The sequence below is a fragment of the Butyricimonas synergistica DSM 23225 genome (assembly GCF_000379665.1).
GTDB lineage: Bacteria > Bacteroidota > Bacteroidia > Bacteroidales > Marinifilaceae > Butyricimonas > Butyricimonas synergistica.
Genome location: NZ_KB903368.1, coordinates 206,655 through 224,274 on the forward strand (window position 1 = coordinate 206,655; position 17,620 = coordinate 224,274).

The window sequence follows — 17,620 nt, forward strand, 5'->3', positions numbered from 1 at the left end:
ATATAATGAAATTAAACAATAATATAAAGACAGCCATTCGTGTTGCCAAGATAGAGCTTAATTCTATGTTTTATTCTCCCGTGGCTTGGCTCGTGTTGGTTATTTTCGGGTTCCAGATTGGGATGGCTTTTGCACAAGTATTTGGGGAGCAGTTACGTTATCAGGATATGGGGTACGAACTATGGCAGGTTACTTCAGCCGTGTACAATAGTCAAATGAAAGGAATACTTCCCCCGATTCTGAGGTATATTTATCTTTATATTCCGTTGATTACAATGGGATTGATGAGTAGGGAATATCAAAGCGGTTCTATTAAGCTTCTATATTCTTCCCCGGTCAAAAATGCGTCTATTATCATGGGTAAGTTTATGTCCATGATGGTGTATGGAGCTGCGTTAATGGCTGTTTTGGGGGTATTCGTGTTGTTTTGTGCGATTACGGTAGTGAATTTTGATTATCCAATGGTGTTGACCGGAATGTTGGGATTGTATTTATTGATACTGGCATATTCTGCTATTGGGCTTTTTATGTCATCTGTAACTCGCTATCAAGTAGTTGCGGCTATCGGAACGTTAGCAATTCTTGCTGCATTGAATTACATTGGACATGTGGGACAAGATTATGAATTTGTTCGTAATATCACTTATTGGTTGTCTATCACGGGGCGTTCGTATCCTTTTATAGAGGGATTAATTGCCAGCGATGATGTGTTTTATTTCTTGATTGTTATAGGATTCTTTCTTGCTTTGTCAATATTGAAATTGAACACGGAGAAAAATATCATGTCTTTCAAAATGAAAGTGTTGAAATATGGTACGATTGTGGTAGTGACGATGTTGTTAGGGTATATATCTTCCACCCCGTACACGAAATATTATTATGATGCTACTTACACGAAATCCAATACGTTGACTAGAGAGAGTCAGGATATTATGAAGAAAATGGATGGAGGTTTAAAGATTGTCACTTATGTCAATTTGTTAGATGAAACTTTTTATTCCGGGTTACCGCGAAATAGAAATCGAGATTTTGAACGTTACGAAAAGTATTACCGTTTTAAACCGGACATGAAAATGGAATATGTCTATTATTACGATAAGACCCATAATTCTAGTCTTGAGTGGAGGTATCCTGACAAAACGGATGAAGAACGGGTTGACCTACTTTGTAAGGCAAATAAACTTGATCCGAATATGTTTATGAAACCGGAGGAGATCAGGAAAGTTATCGATTTAAAACCGGAAGCGAACAGATTCCTTCGTATTGTGGAGAGAGAGAACGGGCAAAAAGTATATTTGCGCACGTATAATGATAATTCGAAACACCCGGAAGAGGCTGAAATTTCGGCAGCATTGAAACGTCTTGTATCGCCATCGCCCCTTGTTGCTTTTTCAACAGGATACGGGTCACGTGAGATTGATAATTACGGGGGGCGCGGTTTTTATCTATTCGCGGAAGATAAGTGGTTTCGTCAGTCTTTGTTAAACAATGGGTTTGATACCAGAACAATCGATCTGGACCGGGAGGATATCGATGAATCGATAAAGATTCTAGTAATATCTGATTTGCGTACCCCTCTCTCGGATGTTGCCATGACTCGAGTACAGAATTATATTGATAAAGGAGGAAATTTATTTATCCTTGGAGATTACGGGAGAGAGGATAATATGAACCAGCTTATGGCTTCTTTAGGTGTCAAGTGTATGAGCGGAGTTTTGGTGAATGAAAATGAATATACCTCACCAACGGTGCTTGTTGCCTATTTTACACCAGAAGCGGCAAAGAGATATCCTATGTACGAGAAATTGCAGAGATACGGGTATGTTGTGGCATTGCCTACCGCTCAGGCTTTGGATTATTCGGGGGTTAAGGATTTCGAGATTACTCCCGTGCTCGTGTCGGATAAAGATGCTTGGATAGAGAAAGAAACAACAGATTTCGTGGATGGAGAATTTGTGTTTAATCCGGAGGCTGGGGAGATGAAAGGAGAGTATTCGCCATTGATTACTTTGAGCCGAAAAGTGGGAGATAAGGATCAGCGTATCGTGATTTCCGGAGACGCGGATGTCATTGCTAATGAAGCGTTGACTTCGCAATTCACGGGTATTAATGCCTCGAATTACAGTATTATTAATGGTTCGTTCCGCTGGCTATCTTATGATCAATTTCCCATTGATACCAGGAGGGCTAGTTATATTGATTCAAGGATACGGCTTCCAAAAGGTTGTCGCTCATGGGTGAACACCTTCTGTATGGGAATATTCCCGCTCAGTATCGCCTTTTTAGGTATAATGACAATACTTCGTAGAAAACGGAAATAAGAAGAGGATTATGGCAAATAAGATAGTTGAAGTGAAAGCTCTTTCACATCGTTATAGCGTGGAGTGGGCTATTAGAAATATAAATTTTGAGATCAATTCGAAAGGCGTTTTCGGTTTGTTGGGTTCCAATGGTGCCGGTAAGTCTACGACAATGAATATTATATGTAACGTGTTGACTCAAACAGAGGGACGTGTTCTTATTAATGGAATTGATTTACGGAAAGATCCGATAAAAGCTAAAATGTATATCGGTTTTCTCCCCCAAAAAGCTCCCTTGCACACGGATATGACAGTTGATGAATATTTATATCATTGTGCGGATATACGATTAATTCCTAAAGCCGATATCCCTGCAGCAGTAGAGAGAGCCAAGGAAAAATGCGGAATATCTCTTTTCAGTAAGCGGGTTATTGCCCATCTTTCCGGAGGCTACCAACAACGTGTGGGCATAGCCCAGGCTATTATTCATGATCCGTTGTTTGTCATTTTGGATGAACCCACGAATGGCTTGGATCCGAATCAGATCGTGGAGATTCGTCATTTGATACGGGAGATTGCCGAGGAGCGTGCCGTGTTGATTTCTACACATATACTTCCGGAGGTTCAGGCTGCTTGTGATTATATCATGATGATCGAGCACGGGAATATGGTGTTTGAAGGTACAATCGAAGAATTTAATCATTATATGGAGCCTAGTGTATTGTTGGTAATTATGCATAATGCCCCCGAGGATGATACGGAACTTTTAAATATTGAGGGGGTGAAACGGGTTGAACGATTGACCCGTACCCGTTTCCGTTTGCATTTTGAAGGAGATAGTTCCATCGTGGATAGAGTTGTAAACAAGTCAGTTCGCGATAATTGGCATCTTCGGGAAATATCGATGGAGAAAGAAGCGTTGGATAAAGTGTTTGCTAAATTATCAGGAAAATCATTCTAAAAGAAAATATTGATGAGAACAATAATGAGAATAATGAAGACAGAACTTAGAGTGATGTTCTTCTCCCCTATAGCTTGGATGGTTTTAATTGTTTTTGCGTTTCAGGCGGGCTTGACTTATTGCGATGAAATGAGCGATCAATTGCGGCATTTAGCCATGGGGTATCGTCCCTATAATGTTACGGTAGCTTTATTCGGTTATCGCGGAGTACTGGCAGAGATGTTGAATAATCTTTACTTGTATATTCCTCTTTTAACCATGGGGTTGATGAGTCGGGAATTGAGCAGCGGATCGATAAAATTACTTTATTCATCCCCTGTTTCTAATTTTCAGATTGTTATGGGAAAATACTTTTCTGTCGTGGTGTACGGGGTAATGTTGATTTTTATCTTGTTGATACCAGTGGTTTTCACGATATTTACAATTAAAGATCCGGATATCCCTCTTATGTTCACGGCGTTGTTGGGTGTTTTTATCACGATATGTGCTTATGCCGCTATTGGATTATTTATGTCCACGATCACGAAATACCAAGTGGTTGCGGCGATAGGGACATTGGCGATATTGGCTGTGTTGAATTTTATCGGAGGAGTGGGACAGGATATTGATTTTGTTCGTGATATCACTTACTGGTTGTCTATTTCCGGGCGTTCCAGAATCTTTTTAGAAGGAATGATTTGTAGTCGTGATATCTTGTATTTTATACTTGTGATCTTTATGTTCTTGGCTTTCACATTTATAAAATTGCAGGGAGAACGATTGAAAAGATCTGTCGTGACAACGAGTATAAGTTATCTTTTGGTTCTTGCATTTGTATTATTGGCTGGATATGGTTCTTCCCGTCCGGCAATGATCGCTTATTATGATGTTACTGCCACGAAAGTGAATACGTTGACACCCAATAGCCAGGAGATTATGAAAAAGTTGGATGGAGGTTTAACCTTGACCACTTATGTCAATCTTTTGGACGACACGTGGTATAATGGTTCGCCGGGATCCAAGAATTATGATATGAAGCGCTTTGAACGTTACGTGCGCTTCAAGCCCGAGATGAAGATTGAATACGTGTATTATTATGGAAAGGGAACAAGTCCGCATTACGATAAGGTTTATAAAGATTTGTCCACCGAAGAACGTTTTCTGAAAGTTTGTGAAGGAAGCGACTATAATCCGAAGATGTTTATCTCGGCGGAAGAGGTGAACAAGACCGAGGATATTTCTGCCGAGAACGGGCGATTCGTTCGGGTCTTTAAACGAGATAACGGACAGAAAGCATATTTGCGAATTTATAATGACCAATATGTTCATCCTTTCGAGAGCGAGATTACAGCAGCTCTTAAAACATTAGTGGGTAAATCGCCTAGAATTGCTTTCGTTACCGGTCACGGGGAGCGTGGTTGTGGTGACTATGGGGATAGGGGATATGCTGCTTTTGCTAAAAATCCTGCTTTCCGTAATGCGTTAATCAATCAAGGATATCAGGTGCAGGAATTAACCTTGGATAAACCCGTACCTGAGAACGTGGATGTCGTGGTTATATCGGATATGAAATCTTCTTTTACTTCAGAAGAATTCGAGAATTATCGTTCTTTTGTTGATCGGGGTGGGAATCTGATTATTTTAGGGGAATCTAGACGTCAGGCTTTCATGAATCCTCTTGTGGAAGAGTTAGGTTTACGTTTTTCTGATGGAATATTAGTGGCTCCTTCCAAGCAGTATTTAGCTGATATTATAGCGGCGAATATCATGGAAGGTGCGTTAAACGTTTCACCCTATTTTGCCAATATGATAAAGCGCAATAATACAGTGATAACACCTTCCGCATGTGCCGTGCAAGTGATCGATTCCATGAAAGGGTTTACAATATCGGAGGTTTTGGCAACTCGCCCCCAGGGATCTTGGATTGAATATGAAACCACTGATTTCCTGAACGAAACCGTGACAATAAATCCGAATAAAGGAGAGGTGGAACAATCTAATTCCGTGATGTTGTATCTGACACGGGATATTGCGGATAAACAGCAACAGCGGATTTTTGTAATCGGGGATTCAGATTGTTTGTCCACGAAAGAGTTGTCGACAAGTAGAGCCGGGCTTAACGGGGCGAATTTTGAATTGATAACAGAAATGTTCCGTTGCTTGTCTTACGGTGAATACCCGATAGAAACCAGTCGGGTTCGTCCTCCGGATGACAATGTTTATCTTTCCCAAAATTCACTGATCTGGCTGCAACTCCTGTTTATCTGCTTGATCCCGTTAGGTATTATGGTTTGGGGAATTACATTTTTGATAAGAAGAAAAAGAAATTAGTATAAAATTGTAGATGTGTTTTTGAAAAAGGAATCCTGTTCTTTTCGGATTCCTTTTTTTATTTCAAATAATATCCTATTTAGTCTCGGACATATGAAGGGAGATTTATTTTATTTACGTTATCTGCTGTAAGTTGTATCCTAAATATGCCGCTGTTAGGCGGCACAGGTACCTGTTATTGTTGCATTTGGTTAATGCAATCGGTTAATATACTGCTAATCTCCTTGCAATCATTAACTAGCTCCTCTAATTCGCTTTCATCCATAAAGTTTGCCAATTCATATTCCTCTGGCGTATGTATAAATTTGTTCAAAGCGTTTAGAAGCAGCATTGCATCGTCTTTCGATGTGGAAATAGAGAATTTATTAGAATATTCGCTACTCGGATCTAATTTTTTTATATCCACCTCTCCATTTTTGATACTTTCCAATAAAATGGCTGATAAATCTATTACCACATCAATAGCCATATCAAAATGCGGTTCTTTCGATTCATCTATACTGAAATAGACATCTCCTCCATTTACCGCATCTTCTTTTAGCGGAGTATTCAAATGGATATCAGATAAAATTTCGCTTAACTTGAAATTGCTTTGCTCTTGAGTTCCGAAATAATCCAGCAATAGAAGGGAATCATCACATCCACCTACATAATTGCCCCACCATTTTTTAATGTAGAGTTCCATATTCTTTAGTTTGTAATTTATTTATTTGACGATAATGGTTGTTTTGCCCACGTAACCTGCGAGTTAACAATTATAACGTAATTTTGTATGTTTCAATTGTTTTCGTAGCATTGAACATTTTTACGGATGTATCCATCATCTCTTGTATATAATCTCCGGAATTCATTGTTGAAAAGAATAGAATATCCTCTCTTTTGAAACCGTTTTTCAAGAATATTTCATCGGGAATTTGTCTGATACTTCTTTCCAATACAGAAAGTAAAACTTGCGCAAACGCCCACTTTTCATCAGACGGATTTAAAAAATCAATATCCTTGCAATCTTCAACAATGTCGACAAGAGGCTGATAAAGGAAATTCGGTTCAAGTCCGTTTTCCCAATCGTAATACTGATCAATGTTATTACTGCAATCCCATGTCAGATAAAAGCCATAAAAATCATCTGTTGTTATAAAGCCAATGGCACATGTGTTTTTACCTTTGGCAGTATTCAGAATCTTGTCGATTTCATGAGGTAACTCCAGGGAACACCTTTTGCTAAATTCCTCCAATTTTGCTATATCCATCTTTTATTATAAATTTTCTTGGTTATTAATTAATCAGATACTTTTTTATTTTTCCTCACATCAATATGAAGTAAATCATCGTGGTCTGTAATACTGTATAATTCCATAAAATCCAACGTCATCAGATAAAATTCATCCAGACCTTCACAATCACCTATGAATACATGTATGTCGGACATCCTTGCTTTATAAATAACAAAATCTTTGTTCCAATAGTTAATGATGAAATAAAGAACCGTATTCTTGTCTATGACATCCAGTAAATGCCAATAGGGATCTTCCCTATTGCAATCAATGCTATATGGTACATATTTAAAGTTTAACCATAATGCACGGGGATTACCAACCACAAAAGTATCATATAGTCTTTGTATTAACCACTCTTTATCAGCATTTTCTATTTTCTGAAATAAAAGATTATTATCCTTGATTGTTCTTTCTATTTCTTTATAATCAAACATGGCATTTTGTTTCGTCGTTTATGGAATTAAGCTAACTGCATTTAGTCGTTGAGTTGATTGTTATCAATGTTTTTATATTATTGTCTTATGACATCAGGTACTAATATGCTGCCTTCCCAATATGTTTTACCTCTTTATTATCAATCTTACAACACCATTTTACATGTGTGAAGTTTTGTATATTACATACAGTTACACATCCGCTTGCCAATAAATCATCTCTGTTGCCTGTTTCATCGTAATCGATTTCGCAAATTTCAATTCTTAAGCCTTCTGCCAGAAAATGTTCATTTCCACAAACATCTTTCCTTACATCAGATTGAGATAATAAGACCAGATCATCTTCTAGCCATTCATTAAAATCAACTTTAAACCTTGGTGTCATATTTCATTGATAATGGGATGCAGCTTGCCGCCGTTAGGCGGTACAGGTGCTTGTTATCCAACTACGCAATTTGTTCTATTCGGCATTTCTGACATAAGGGATAAGAAGCAATGAATGGTTCTATTTTTTGTTTCATTTCAGCAAATGAAATCCCATAAAAATACAAAGCTGTCCATTCATTCCCTTCCCAATAACTATAAAAGCGACCTATGCTCTCCATAGCTGATTCCATCTGCTCAATGACATGATTAATGTCACAACTCTCATAAACTTCATCCGGCAATTCCGTTCCATTGCCGTAATAAGCCAATCCCTCCAAAGTTCCTACTTCTATCTTAAATTCAGGTGTCATACATAATAATGCTGAACCTTTGGGAATACCTATTTTATTAACAAGTTCTACCAAACGGTTTATGCTATCTTGCTTATCATCATTTAGGTGAATCTCTATATCACAGGAGATAATCTCTCCGGTTTGTGGATTTTGTAGCGTTCCTCCACCCATTACTTCTCCCAATTTTTCCTTTTCAAGAATTTCTTGAAGTGCATCTTCCAAATCATGTCTGTGCATGGGTTGCAAACGTGAGTTCAAATTCAATGTTAGTTCCATATTTTTTATTATTTTATTTGTTGGATAATGTCCGGCAGATAATCAACCGTTAGGGGAGATTCATCCGTTTGTTATGTGCCTTATTTATCATTCTTCTTCGTATTCTTCAGCACTTTTAAGGCCTCGTATGAAGTCCTCAAAATTTTCTGCTAAAGGAGTTATTTTGAAATCAGATTCTTGGTCGATATGCACAACTTTTGGTTCTCCGAGTGGACCACATTCTCGATAATCTAAGAAAACCATATCATGCCCTGCACTCGGACAATCACAAATAGCGACTCCAATAGCAGGATAGCCCCATTCATCAATCATAAACTGACTGCCAATTTCACCACATAGTGAATAGTCCTTTTCCCTACCTATACCGTAAATGCCAGTTATAGCAATATGATCTTTAGCCCAATTTGTGGGTGAATCAGTAGGGAAGCATGTATTGAAAGGGATGCCTCCATTATGCTGCTTCATCAGCCATATATAGGAAGCTGGCAACTTGTATCCTAATTCTTTCTCTACATCAGCTATCAGTTCATCAGTTGGGACATCACTGATATACGATTTACGAGCATAGTAATTATCATCCCAGAAGTTTGTAAAATCAAAACCTTCAAATTCTTTTTCCATATCTCATTTTTTATTTTGTGGCACATAATGTAACGCTATCAGCGGATTCCGCTGTTATTTTTTCTAAGTATATTACTTTGCACAAATATAATAGAAGTGCAGTACACGACGAACGGTGTACTGCACTTTTTCCGTATATCGGGTAGGTTTTAATATTTACTGCTTGAATCCCTTGCTTTTCCTTTGTGGTCGGTTGGCGGTGAAGTTTTCTTTACTCTATATCTTTAATAATATGTATTGCGTTCAATGTCTGCGGAAATCCGATATAGGGTAGGCATTGTATCATGGCGGCGACGAGGGTAGCTTTGTCGTTGCCGGCTTTGATATTGCCTCGGGTGTGCGATTCGATTTGCCGGTCGGCACCGAGAGCTGCCAGTACACAGAGGGACAACAATTCACGGGTTTTGACGTCCAGTCCGTTGCGGGTGTAGAAGTCGCCGAAACACATTTCCGTGAGAAGGCGGGGAAGGTCTTCATTCATCCCGTCGGGGAGAGCTTTCAAGCTTTCTTTCATTTTTTCGCCGTAGAGCGGAAATTGGATTTCTTTCCCTTTCTCGAATCGTTCGTCTTCTTTCACGGTTTCTTGGGATTCTAGCGGTAAGGCAATTCCTTTTTCTTTAAATACCTCGTTGATCGTGCTAACTGCATTTAGCGTCTTCGGGAAGCCGATAAACGGGGCGCATTGATAGATGGCTTCACGCAGTTCAACGGGAGTGACTCCCACGTTTAATGCGGCGGCAGCGTGTGCTTTCAGTTGGGGTAAGGTCTGCATGGTAGCCAGCGTCACGCAGGTAATCATCTCGCGGGTCTTCACGTCGAGTTCCCCGATGTGGAATACTTCCCCGAAGATAAATTTTTGAAGAATATTCATTAATTCGGGATCCGAGCCTTGTCCGGTTAGTGCTTCTCCGCCGAACAGGGTGGTGTAATTCTTTTTACATAACTCGATTCTATTCATATCTTTTTCGTTTTTAGGCTTTTCTTGTGCAAAAACCGGTGCCGCGACCGACAGGGCAAATACAAGCATTAGTAACTGTTTTTTCATAAAGTTTTTTATTTCTGAAGATTGTGTGTTGCCCTATCTCACGGCTTCCGAGTATTCTTCGTCTGTCACTTCGCCTATCCATTCCGTCTTATTCTCGCTGACCCTGGGGGTGATCCCGATATGCGTGAAGCGGCTGTCTGGTGCGGCTCCGTGCCAGTGAACTGTGTTGGCTGGGATATTCACCACATCGCCAGGTTGTAAACGTTGTGCCGGTTTACCTTTTTCTTGGTAGTAACCGGTACCTTCCGTGCAAAGTAAAATCTGACCGATCGTGTGCGAGTGCCAGTAATTCCGGGTTCCCGGGGCAAAAGTGACATTGTATACGTTACACTCGTACTCCGGTTGACCGGATAGGTTTTGCAACCAAGCTTTCCCGGTGAAATTTGCTGTGATTGGGGTTCCCAAACCTAATATTGGTTCTGTTTTTTTTTTGGATACTTTCATTGTTAATTTGTTTTGATTATTGTTTTCACTGTTATTACCATCCTTGCATGAATTTGTAAATATCATAATCATGCAAACCATTATTAGAACGCAATTTTTCCTCATATGCTTTCTTATTTTAGGTTAAAATTTTGTTTAATTCTATTCGGTTTCTTTATTACAAAGATATTGTGGTTTGTTTGACGGGATGGAATACGTATTACAGATGTTTGTACCAATTTTACAGGTTGGGAATAAATACACGTAACATTGCGTGCGTGTTTTCAAAAAGAGGGTAGGGGGGAGCCTTATTTTTTAACCCATTTCACGGCATCGGCTACGATAAAGTGTTTCGGGCTGTTTCCCCGGTCGTCCAGGATCACTCTCGCTTTGCCTCGCGGGAAATAGAATTTCCCTATCGAGAACCATCCCCGGTGTTCCCTGGAGATGTCAATCTTGATTTCTTCGCTCTTGCCCTCGCTGTCTTCTATCGTGTAATGGTAGCACGTCCCTTCTGCGTGAGTGTCTATGTCCGTACGCTCCTCCCAGTGTTGTATCACGTAAACCTGCACCTCGCGCATCCCGGCTTCCGGCAATTCCGCTTCCCAGACCGCCTTGAACTTCCCTCGCCCGCGTTGCCTGTAATACGCGCTTCGCACCACGTCCCCGTGTAAATGTGGAGAGATCCATTTCGTCCATCCCTCGCGTCGTTGGACAAAATTGTCTTCCGGGATAACCTCTTCCCTGCCGAGGACCCGTTGCAGCCAACCGGTGGAATTTCCTTCCAGGTGGAACCCGGGATCCTCGTTGTCCACGATAATCTCCCCGGGGGAGACGAGAAACTCTCCCGGGGAAATATCATGAACCCCCACCGTCGTGTCGGAAGTGTGTAAAGATGGCGGTTGCAACGTTGAAGAGTAAGAGGGGGGGGTGTATCCCCCCGGTTTATTCTGGGACAGGCCGAAATACACGTCAGCGCCATTTCCCAGCACGCTGATCTCTTTACATTCCCCGGGCTGGATGTAAAAAATATCAGTAAAATAAATGTCAGCCAGTAACAAAAATCCTCCCTGCCCGGACGGGTTATACACCTTTAACGAGGTTTTGGTCCGGCGGGGGAAAGGTTCTCTCACCACCTCGTACTTGATGTCTTTTATCAAGAAACAGGGTAACTCCCGGGACGTGTACCATCCCGGTAAAAACGGCATCAGATCCACCCCGAGATCCGACTTGATATCCGCCACCAGTTCTTCCAGTGGGATCTCCCGGGGACGTTCCCGGTAATAATCCCTCAAGTAACGATAAAAGTCATCGAACTTCATCCCGTGCCAGCAGACGTAATTTCCCAGTACCACGCCTTTCTGCTCGATGATGGAGTTCAATAAATGGGGATCCATGCCCGGTTCGTTTAATGCGTCTTCTAGGCTCTTGTCTTTCAAGTAATCTCGCACCCCGTTCGGGATGTTGAAATTCATTCCCCCCTTTCGTCTGAGAATTTGCTGCATGGTTCGTTTCAATGCGAGGTCTAGCACGGGGTAATCCGTGGAAATCACCCTCCCTGCCGGGACCTTCATCAAGGGATAACAAGACACCTCGTTGCCCCGGGACGAGGGGATGGAGGAACAGAACAAGTCGTTAACGAACGTGTCGTTATCCCGGCAATAAATATCTAGATCCAGCAAATTACCCACCGCAATTTGTACTGTATTACCCTCGAACCTTTTCACCGATATCTGTTCAGGTCTTCTCGTGGCCGCAAACCGGTTTACGCTGTATCGAAAATCGTACAACCATGCCAGGCTAGCCCCGAGCTCCGGGTAGAACACCATCCCCGGTTGCGATAGCTCGCTCTTTCCCTTGACCGCCCGGAAATAGGAGGTGAAAGCCAGGGGGGTTTCTATCAATCTTAACTTGCCAGACGGGTATTCGAAGTCACCCCTGTCCCCGATCTCTTCCTCTATCAAGTACTCGATCTCGTCATGGCGCAACCTGGTGAAGGCTCCCGAGAAGAAGTCATGCCCCTTGAAGTGATACACCTCTATCGTGAAAGGATTTGACACGTGTTTCTTTTTTCCTCTATTATACGGGTCTATACTCACGTTAAAATCCTTCACCCGTGCGCTTTTCCGCGCGTAATACCCCGCGCACAAGCTGATCCCTTCCAACGGAGTTCCCGTGTCGAAACACCAGTCGCCGCCTTCCCGTCTTGAAACGCCTTGCGAGAGTACGGCGCGATCGCCCGCGTCTTTCACTCGCAAGTGAAAGCGGGTGAAATTCACTCCCGGTACCGGTTTCGATAAAGCCACGGGAGGGATGGTTACCGGGTACCAGATACATTCCGGCAACAACAAGGTGAACTCCTTCCCGGTGTAAGCGTAACGGCGTCCCCAGTGGAACGCGGCGTCAAAACGGCTCGTGTTGTAATAATCCTTGTCGGGGATATCCAAGTAACAAACCCGCTCGTCTATTTTCCCAGAGTAATCCATCTCGAGCACCACGCTGTCCCCCTCCGGCAGGGGAATATCCACGACCAGGGCTTGTCCTTCTCGTTTGAAGGTCACTGCCTTATTCCCGGATTCCACCCGGTTTACCTTCAAAAAGGGATTCAGGTACAGCACCACCCGCGATAAATTCTTCCCCGTCGGGTTCCATACCTCCAGTCGGCTGGAAAGGTTTAACTCGTCCCCGGAGTTGGAGAAAACGATATCGTGTTCCTTCACCCGGGGCGTGTGTTCTCCCTCGTGCTCGAGGTAAACCGCCCGGTATCTCTCCCTTGCCCGCTGTTCTTCCCGGAAAGATTTGTCCCGCGCCCACCCGAAACAAAACCCGACCAGCAACAAGATGCCCCCGAGCCGCGACAAGAAACGGGGACTTGAGACCCGGTTGAACAAACGTCGCGAGAAACAAACGGTCAGCATGAATAACCCGGCACCGCCAAACAGGAAACATGCCCGGTGCAACAGGTAAGCCTTCAAATCCACGTGTCCCATCACGGGAGAGAACAGGTTAGACTGGTGTGTCGCCAGGAAATTGAAGGCGTCCCAGCGCTTTCCCGGCAACACGGTTACCGTCAGGAAAAAGAGGATCATCAACGACAATAGCGACAGCCAGCGGTTGCTTAACGAGAAAACTATAAAGAAGGAGAGCGCCAGCATGAATACCGTGGAAGGTAGAGTCAAGGTGAACCAGTAAAACATGTAAACGGGAAAACTGAACGGGGCGTTGCTGGCAATGCCGTTCACCGCCATGCCCGCTGCCATCACCACGAGGCTCAATAGCGCGAATCCCGAGCCCATGCCGGCAAACTTCCCGGCGATATACTCGAGGTTGCTTTCCGGGTGTACCCGGATCGCGTCAAGCGTGGCAGTACCCCGCTCCCTCGTCCAGAGGTCTAGCACGGCAAAGGGTATAAAAAAGGACTGGAACAGACAAAGAAGAAAAGCGTTCACGTAAGGGATGGAAGAAGGCAAAGCCACCATGCTCCAGCTGTAAACACCGTAAGTACTTTGACAAGCGACGTGGAACGAGAATATTCCCGCCACGAGCAGTAAAGCGTAAACCCGAAACGCCCAATTACGTCCCAGCAACAATAACTCGCTTTTTGCGACTTGATACACGAACGCCCTGTTCATTTTCCCTTGGTATTAAATGTAATTAGTCATCTAGCGGAATCTCATTAAGCCTGATGTCTCCATAAATAATAAGAGCAGGATCATCTTCCTGTATAGTAAAGGTACGTTCAAATGGTTCATAACCTGTCTTTTGGAATGTTACTTTATATGCTCCAGGCGATTTACACGTGAACGAAAATCGATTGCCTGATAATTCATATTCAAAATTTCCATTATCTGGTTGAGTTATTTTACTAACTTCAACGCCTTCCGGGTACACGTCACAAGCACCATAATAAATGCCTTTACTTGGGGCACTTATCATTGCACTCCCCATAAAAAATACTAGAGCCAAAAAAGATTTTAAAACAAGTGATTTCATAGTTTTTCATGTTTAAAGTTTTTGTAATAAAAGTAATCTCATGCACATTTTAAAACTAAAATGACACGTGAAGCACAGCACATTTCGGGTTTTAGACTAATATTGTACAAAATTAAGGAAAAATGTATTTCGTGTATTTTGGAAAAACAAGAAATTATAATTATTTAATATTTTGACTACTAGAAACAACTTTTGCGAAATTAGCTTATCCAAAGGCGAAGGGAAGTTAGCAGGTTCCATAACACGTGTAGAGCGATAACATAACCGAAGCCCAACCGGATTCTTGTGTATCCGAAGATCAAGGCCCCGGCGAAGATGGATAAGAAGAACGTTATTGGCATGTTATAGATATGATATATCGTGAAAAGAATTGCCGATAGGTAAAAAATAACGGTCGGGTGGGTATTCCATGTATTTTCAAGCCTCGTGAGCTGTTTGTTAAATAAACTCGTGATCAGAAAGAGTATTGCCGCGATGAAAAAGATCGTCCCATATAAAAAGAGAATATGAAAGACAAGGTCCGTTCCACAAAATAGCCGAAATTTGTAAACGTATAAAAGGTAAGAGATGTGAAACGATAGAATGAGGCTGAATGAAATTTTAATCTTCGTGGTGTTGAATGAACAGAGTGCATAGCGGTAACTAAATTCTTCAAGAACGGGGGATAATAGAATGACATGAAATATGTTCCATGCTTTCCATTCGTTAGTTAGATGTGTTAATCGGTTTATCGGGTTGGGCATGATTGGTTTGCTGGCAATAATGGTTTGCAATATCATTGATAATATGTTGCACCCCATTACAATCAAGAGCAGCCACATAAATATAGTGAAGAATTTCTTTATCTTGTTGCCGGGATAATCTTTAAAAGATTCGAATTTCGGCTTTGCCAGAAATTGAAAGATGTCTGTTATGGTATTCATGGCTTATAAAGTATATACGATTTCCCAAATATAGAAATAAATTTGAAAATAATCGTGAAAGAAAAATATTTATTACCGGGAGTAGTTCTCCTGTTATTATGGTTTATTGTATAAAATAATATAAAAGACATATCTCAATAAGTTATATTTTAGGGATATTACAGGTATTTTCTAGGTAGCTGCTCCCATTCAAGTCCTATTCTGCTCCTATTTAAAGCCTGTTTTAATAAAACATTTATTGTATTTTATTTGTATTTGAATGAATTTTGTTATATATTTGCTCTATCAGATATTTGTTAAAGATATAGGGGGAAGATAAGATTTCACCCTGACTTCTTTAGGATAACGGTCGGTGTTACACGAGTAAAACAGAGAAGGTATGGCTACATTAAATGATTCTTTATTGAGAGGGGCGTCTGGGAAGCTTGATGGTTACGTGATTTACCAGGTAGGTAAGAAGACGTATATTCGGAAATTGGCGGAGAAGGTGTCTAACCCTCGGACGGACGGGCAGACGATGCAACGTGCGAAGTTGCCGGGAGCGCAGACGATGTATCGTGCCATGCGGGATGGCGTGTTGAAAGACGTGCTTGATGTTGCGGCTCGCGAGGAAGAGCGGCGTTCCGGTTACCATTGGTTCTTGCACGCGAATATGAACGTGTTCGGGAAAGACCACTATATTGATTATTCGAGATTGGAATTGACGGCAGGGAGTTTGCAATTGCCTTTTGAGATGAAAATGGTCGAGGGGAACGAAACGTATGTGTTGTTTAGCTGGATAGACAATTCCGGTTCGGTGACGGCACAGGCGACAGACCGGTTGCTGGTGGCAGCGATATTTGACGATGAACCGTATAGTCCCGTTGTTTTGGAAATGGATACGGCTTGTAGGGCTGACGGGGCGGGAGTCGTGAATTTGCCGGAGGGCACGTGGAAAACGGTGCATTTGTATTGTTTTTTCGCTTCGGAAACGGAGAGGCGTTATTCCCCGTGCCGGTATTTTTGTATTAGTAAATCTTAAAAAGGAACGGTTATGGCTATATTCGATTCGACTATTTTTCGGGATTTGTCGGGGTCCGTGGGAAACGTGACTGCGTATAAATTGGGTGACAAGCAGGTGGTGCGGGCAAAGACTTTTATCGTGCGGGACCCGAAGTCTTTGGCACAATTGAAGCAGCGTTTGCGGATGAAGGTGGTAGTTAAACTCAGGTGGGGATTTGTCGGGGTATTGCCCTTGGGGTTTTGTACTTCGTCGAATAAGGCATGTTTGAATGGTTTCTTGAGAGAGAATATCAAAAAAGTGGAGGTGGATGATGATTTGAACGTGACGTGCGATTTGTTGTCCCTTTCGCTTTCAGCCGGGGAGTTGGCGTTGCCATCGATACGGGCGGAGGTGCGTGTGGAGGAGCGGCAGGTGGTGTTTCGTTGGGAACGGCAGCCGTTGATGCCTTATATGTTCAAGGATGACCGTTTGTACGGGGTGGTGTACGAGAGCGATTTGCGGAAGTGTAGGGGGGTGGAGTTGGGGACGAGGGGAATAAGCGGGGAACTGGCGTGGAAGTTGCCGGAGAAGTGGGATGCGGGAAAGTTGGTGGTGTATGGCTTTGCCGTGAGTGCCGACGGGAAGAAGGCATCGGGGACGTTGGGCGTGTGCAGGAGTTGAACGAGAGGTGGTGGTTTGTAAAGATGTTGTAAGATGGATGATTTTCAGGATAGTGATATGTTGGTGAAGTCCTTGCGGAGCGGTGAGGAAAGGGCATTCGTGTATCTTTTTGATAATTATTATGACGGTTTGGTGAATTATGCCGGGCGTATCGTGAGGGAGGCGGAGTTGGCAAACGATTTGGTGCAGAGCACGTTTTGCAAGCTTTACGAGGAGAGAAAAGGGTTGGATGTACGGCTGTCGATCAAGTCGTATTTGTATAAGTCGGTGTATAATAGTTGCCTGAACGCGATCAAGCATCAAAAGGTGGTGCGTAATTATATCGACCGGGAGATGCTGGATTTTTATTTCGAGGAGGTGGTGCAGCGGCCGGAGGTGGAGGTGGAATTGCTGGAGCAGGATCTGAGAAAGGCGCTTGACGAGGCGGTGGATCGGTTGCCGGAGCGTTGCCGGGAGGTGTTCGTCTTGAGTAAAATGGAGGAGTTGTCGAACAAGGAGATTGCGGATAGGTTGAATATTTCCGTGAAAACGGTTGAAGCACAAATGACTAAGGCTTTATCCCGTTTGCGGAAGGATTTGGAATGGTTACTTTGTGTTATTTTTATTACAAATTTTTGATTCGGGCGTAGGGGTTATCCTTTTCTGGGTTGTCATATAGGTATAAAGGAAAGTACT

Annotated in this window: 17 protein-coding genes; 6 read left to right on the forward strand and 11 right to left on the reverse strand. The window is 42.5% G+C overall.

All coding sequences use genetic code 11. The annotated features are described in order from the left end of the window. Positions 1-5: 5 nt before the first annotated feature. Genes A3CY_RS0114990 through A3CY_RS0115000 form a run of 3 tightly spaced genes read left to right on the forward strand, consistent with a single transcriptional unit; the run spans position 6 to position 5,571 of the window. Complete coding sequence (locus A3CY_RS0114990; protein ID WP_018338751.1) at positions 6-2,321, forward strand: Gldg family protein; 2,316 nt, start codon at positions 6-8, stop codon at positions 2,319-2,321. Between the two features lie 10 nt (positions 2,322-2,331). Next, complete coding sequence (locus tag A3CY_RS0114995; protein WP_018338752.1) at positions 2,332-3,261, forward strand: ABC transporter ATP-binding protein; 930 nt, start codon at positions 2,332-2,334, stop codon at positions 3,259-3,261. A 12-nt stretch (positions 3,262-3,273) separates the two neighbouring features. Next, on the forward strand, positions 3,274-5,571 hold the full coding sequence (locus A3CY_RS0115000; protein ID WP_026207721.1) for a Gldg family protein: 2,298 nt from the start codon (positions 3,274-3,276) through the stop codon (positions 5,569-5,571). A gap of 175 nt (positions 5,572-5,746) precedes the next feature. Here the strand turns inward: A3CY_RS0115000 and A3CY_RS0115005 are convergent, their stop codons facing one another. The 11 genes from A3CY_RS0115005 to A3CY_RS23510 form a co-directional block, all read right to left on the reverse strand. Then, positions 5,747-6,256 (reverse strand): imm68 putative immunity domain-containing protein, encoded by a 510-nt coding sequence (locus A3CY_RS0115005; protein WP_018338754.1) that lies wholly within the window; start codon positions 6,254-6,256, stop codon positions 5,747-5,749. A gap of 70 nt (positions 6,257-6,326) precedes the next feature. Next, the gene (locus A3CY_RS0115010; protein ID WP_018338755.1) at positions 6,327-6,821 is read right to left on the reverse strand and encodes a hypothetical protein; all 495 of its coding nucleotides are present in this window, start codon (positions 6,819-6,821) and stop codon (positions 6,327-6,329) included. Between the two features lie 29 nt (positions 6,822-6,850). After that, a complete protein-coding gene (locus A3CY_RS0115015) occupies positions 6,851-7,282 on the reverse strand; it encodes a DUF6756 family protein (protein ID WP_018338756.1) in 432 nt (143 codons plus the stop codon). 100 nt (positions 7,283-7,382) lie between these two features. Then, positions 7,383-7,667 carry a hypothetical protein gene (locus tag A3CY_RS0115020; protein ID WP_018338757.1) on the reverse strand — a complete coding sequence of 95 codons (285 nt, stop codon included), beginning with the start codon at positions 7,665-7,667 and terminating at the stop codon, positions 7,383-7,385. Between the two features lie 61 nt (positions 7,668-7,728). Continuing rightward, entirely contained in the window at positions 7,729-8,277 is a 549-nt protein-coding gene (locus tag A3CY_RS0115025) for a hypothetical protein (protein WP_018338758.1), read from the reverse strand. 87 nt (positions 8,278-8,364) lie between these two features. Continuing rightward, positions 8,365-8,898 carry an SMI1/KNR4 family protein gene (locus A3CY_RS0115030; RefSeq protein WP_018338759.1) on the reverse strand — a complete coding sequence of 178 codons (534 nt, stop codon included), beginning with the start codon at positions 8,896-8,898 and terminating at the stop codon, positions 8,365-8,367. Between the two features lie 211 nt (positions 8,899-9,109). After that, complete coding sequence (locus A3CY_RS23350) at positions 9,110-9,943, reverse strand: carboxymuconolactone decarboxylase family protein (RefSeq protein ID WP_026207722.1); 834 nt, start codon at positions 9,941-9,943, stop codon at positions 9,110-9,112. A gap of 33 nt (positions 9,944-9,976) precedes the next feature. Continuing rightward, entirely contained in the window at positions 9,977-10,387 is a 411-nt protein-coding gene (locus tag A3CY_RS23355; RefSeq protein WP_051082744.1) for a cupin domain-containing protein, read from the reverse strand. A gap of 287 nt (positions 10,388-10,674) precedes the next feature. Continuing rightward, complete coding sequence (locus A3CY_RS0115045) at positions 10,675-13,998, reverse strand: golvesin C-terminal-like domain-containing protein (protein WP_018338762.1); 3,324 nt, start codon at positions 13,996-13,998, stop codon at positions 10,675-10,677. Between the two features lie 22 nt (positions 13,999-14,020). Further along, positions 14,021-14,359, reverse strand: a complete 339-nt coding sequence (locus A3CY_RS0115050; protein ID WP_018338763.1) for a carboxypeptidase-like regulatory domain-containing protein — start codon at positions 14,357-14,359, stop codon at positions 14,021-14,023. Between the two features lie 200 nt (positions 14,360-14,559). Then, complete coding sequence (locus A3CY_RS23510; RefSeq protein WP_018338764.1) at positions 14,560-15,282, reverse strand: CPBP family glutamic-type intramembrane protease; 723 nt, start codon at positions 15,280-15,282, stop codon at positions 14,560-14,562. 379 nt (positions 15,283-15,661) lie between these two features. Here A3CY_RS23510 and A3CY_RS0115060 point away from each other — a divergent pair, with 379 nt between their 5' ends. From A3CY_RS0115060 to A3CY_RS0115070, 3 genes are read left to right on the forward strand one after another with little or no spacing between them, the layout of a single operon-like run. Continuing rightward, positions 15,662-16,303, forward strand: coding sequence for a DUF6266 family protein (locus A3CY_RS0115060; protein ID WP_018338765.1), 642 nt, complete (start codon positions 15,662-15,664; stop codon positions 16,301-16,303). 12 nt (positions 16,304-16,315) lie between these two features. Continuing rightward, positions 16,316-16,945 carry a DUF6266 family protein gene (locus tag A3CY_RS22160; protein ID WP_018338766.1) on the forward strand — a complete coding sequence of 210 codons (630 nt, stop codon included), beginning with the start codon at positions 16,316-16,318 and terminating at the stop codon, positions 16,943-16,945. Between the two features lie 33 nt (positions 16,946-16,978). Then, positions 16,979-17,563 carry an RNA polymerase sigma-70 factor gene (locus tag A3CY_RS0115070; protein ID WP_018338767.1) on the forward strand — a complete coding sequence of 195 codons (585 nt, stop codon included), beginning with the start codon at positions 16,979-16,981 and terminating at the stop codon, positions 17,561-17,563. The last annotated feature ends 57 nt before the right edge of the window (positions 17,564-17,620 follow it).

What these genes read in the sequence shown, in the direction of transcription:
- A3CY_RS0114990 (WP_018338751.1), top strand. Translation starts at nt 6, where the DNA reads ATGAAATTAAACAATAATATAAAGACAGCCATTCGTGTTGCCAAGATA.
- A3CY_RS0114995 (WP_018338752.1), top strand. Translation starts at nt 2,332, where the DNA reads ATGGCAAATAAGATAGTTGAAGTGAAAGCTCTTTCACATCGTTATAGC.
- A3CY_RS0115000 (WP_026207721.1), top strand. Translation starts at nt 3,274, where the DNA reads ATGAGAACAATAATGAGAATAATGAAGACAGAACTTAGAGTGATGTTC.
- A3CY_RS0115005 (WP_018338754.1), bottom strand. Translation starts at nt 6,256, where the DNA reads ATGGAACTCTACATTAAAAAATGGTGGGGCAATTATGTAGGTGGATGT.
- A3CY_RS0115010 (WP_018338755.1), bottom strand. Translation starts at nt 6,821, where the DNA reads ATGGATATAGCAAAATTGGAGGAATTTAGCAAAAGGTGTTCCCTGGAG.
- A3CY_RS0115015 (WP_018338756.1), bottom strand. Translation starts at nt 7,282, where the DNA reads ATGTTTGATTATAAAGAAATAGAAAGAACAATCAAGGATAATAATCTT.
- A3CY_RS0115020 (WP_018338757.1), bottom strand. Translation starts at nt 7,667, where the DNA reads ATGACACCAAGGTTTAAAGTTGATTTTAATGAATGGCTAGAAGATGAT.
- A3CY_RS0115025 (WP_018338758.1), bottom strand. Translation starts at nt 8,277, where the DNA reads ATGGAACTAACATTGAATTTGAACTCACGTTTGCAACCCATGCACAGA.
- A3CY_RS0115030 (WP_018338759.1), bottom strand. Translation starts at nt 8,898, where the DNA reads ATGGAAAAAGAATTTGAAGGTTTTGATTTTACAAACTTCTGGGATGAT.
- A3CY_RS23350 (WP_026207722.1), bottom strand. Translation starts at nt 9,943, where the DNA reads ATGAAAAAACAGTTACTAATGCTTGTATTTGCCCTGTCGGTCGCGGCA.
- A3CY_RS23355 (WP_051082744.1), bottom strand. Translation starts at nt 10,387, where the DNA reads ATGAAAGTATCCAAAAAAAAAACAGAACCAATATTAGGTTTGGGAACC.
- A3CY_RS0115045 (WP_018338762.1), bottom strand. Translation starts at nt 13,998, where the DNA reads ATGAACAGGGCGTTCGTGTATCAAGTCGCAAAAAGCGAGTTATTGTTG.
- A3CY_RS0115050 (WP_018338763.1), bottom strand. Translation starts at nt 14,359, where the DNA reads ATGAAATCACTTGTTTTAAAATCTTTTTTGGCTCTAGTATTTTTTATG.
- A3CY_RS23510 (WP_018338764.1), bottom strand. Translation starts at nt 15,282, where the DNA reads ATGAATACCATAACAGACATCTTTCAATTTCTGGCAAAGCCGAAATTC.
- A3CY_RS0115060 (WP_018338765.1), top strand. Translation starts at nt 15,662, where the DNA reads ATGGCTACATTAAATGATTCTTTATTGAGAGGGGCGTCTGGGAAGCTT.
- A3CY_RS22160 (WP_018338766.1), top strand. Translation starts at nt 16,316, where the DNA reads ATGGCTATATTCGATTCGACTATTTTTCGGGATTTGTCGGGGTCCGTG.
- A3CY_RS0115070 (WP_018338767.1), top strand. Translation starts at nt 16,979, where the DNA reads ATGGATGATTTTCAGGATAGTGATATGTTGGTGAAGTCCTTGCGGAGC.